The sequence below is a fragment of the Ancylomarina sp. genome (genome assembly GCF_041555295.1).
Lineage (GTDB): Bacteria > Bacteroidota > Bacteroidia > Bacteroidales > Marinifilaceae > Ancylomarina.
In genome coordinates this window covers 1-1,756 of record NZ_JBFFKR010000459.1, presented here as the reverse complement: position 1 = coordinate 1,756, position 1,756 = coordinate 1, and the positions used below count along the sequence as shown (strand labels likewise).

Sequence of the window (1,756 nt, the reverse complement as noted above, 5' to 3'; positions counted from 1 at the left end):
ATACTTCCTTCCCAAGATTTTTTAGGAGAAATACGCTCGAATAATCTATGCTTCCCAAAATTAACACCAACCAGATAGGCTACCGTATCATTTACCCAAATCATAATAAAGATACCCATGACAATATCAGGTCTGAACTGCTCGACTCCATTCTGAAATACAAGGTAAATCAGTAAAGCGAAAGGCAAAGCCACATAAATAATGCCCAATAAAGTATAGGCAATATTAGCAAAAGGATTATCCTTCTTACGATATAGTTCAATAATAAAACTTAAGAATACGAGTAAAAGTAATAAGTGAGACAAGACTGCTTTACCACAGTAAATATGTGAAGTTATTGCAGCAAATAATAACACAACGGCTAAAAGTCCTATACCGACCTGAGGTGATGCTTTGGCCTTTTTTATTAAGCCGTAAAATTCATAGTTCGCCAAAAGAGCTATTCCCAAGAAGGTCGCAATAAAGCCAATAGGATGAAGGTTGATCCCTGCAATTAAAATAATTCCGAATAATAATGCTGTTAAAGCTCTTTTTATAAATTCCCCCACTATGAATATGAATTAGTACAACTCAACAAAATTAAGCCGACAATTTAAACAAAAAATAGCTAAGTTATCAACTCTCATCGACAACTTAGCTTTAATAAATATCTGGTATAAGGAATTAAACAGCCTTAGAGTTGTTCTCTTCTTCTGATCTTTCTTCTTTCTCAGGAACTTCTGTTGGAAGTATTTTAGCCTCTTCAATTTGTTCCGTCCCAAAATTCCTCTTCCCAAAAATAGCTTCTAAATCTTCACTAAATATCACTTCACGCTCTATCAACATCTCCCCAACTTTCTTGAGACCTTCCATATTGTCCTTAAGGATTTGCTTCGCTCTCTTGTAAGAGGTCTCAATAAGAACTTTCACTTCCTGATCGATTAACTCGGCAGTTTTCTCACTATATGGCTTGGAGAATCCATAATCGGACTGTCCTGATGAATCATAGTAACTTACATTACCAACTTGCTCACTCATTCCAAAGATAGAAACCATAGCCATTGCCTGCTTAGTTACTTTCTCCAGGTCGTTTTGTGCACCTGTAGAAATCTTACCAAAGGTTAATTCTTCAGCAGCACGTCCACCAAGGGCAGAACACATCTCGTCAAGCAATTGTTCTTTTGTTGTGATACTTCTCTCTTCTGGTAAATACCAAGCTGCACCAAGAGCTTTCCCTCTTGGTACAATGGTTACTTTCACCAAAGGATGAGCATATTCTAATAACCATGAAATGGTAGCATGACCTGCTTCATGAAAAGCAATGGTCTTCTTCTCATTTACTGAGATAATTTTATTTTTTTTCTCCAAACCTCCAATGATTCGATCAACTGCATCAAGGAAATCTTGCTTCTGTATAACATTCTTCTTTTTACGAGCAGCAATCAAAGCCGATTCATTACAAACATTAGCAATATCAGCTCCTGAGAAACCTGGTGTTTGCTTCGCTAAGTATTCACTCTTAACCGAATCATCAAGTTTTAATGGACGAAGATGTACATTGAAAATTTCTTCACGCTCATTTAAATCTGGTAGCTCAACATGAATCTGACGATCAAAACGACCTGCACGCATCAATGCTCTATCAAGAATATCAGCACGGTTAGTTGCTGCAAGAATAATAACACCCGAGTTGGTATCAAAACCATCCATCTCTGTCAATAACTGATTCAATGTATTCTCACGCTCATCGTTAGATCCCATATTTGGGTTCTTACCT

General features: G+C 36.9%; 2 protein-coding genes. Both read right to left on the bottom strand.

All coding sequences use genetic code 11. From position 1 onward, the window contains the following. Positions 1-548 (bottom strand): phosphatidate cytidylyltransferase (locus ABY905_RS17070; RefSeq protein WP_372646071.1); only part of this gene is annotated, 548 nt, incomplete at its 3' end. A gap of 115 nt (positions 549-663) precedes the next feature. Continuing rightward, positions 664-1,756: ATP-dependent metallopeptidase FtsH/Yme1/Tma family protein (locus ABY905_RS17065; protein WP_372646068.1), on the bottom strand; the 1,093-nt coding region annotated here is incomplete at its 5' end.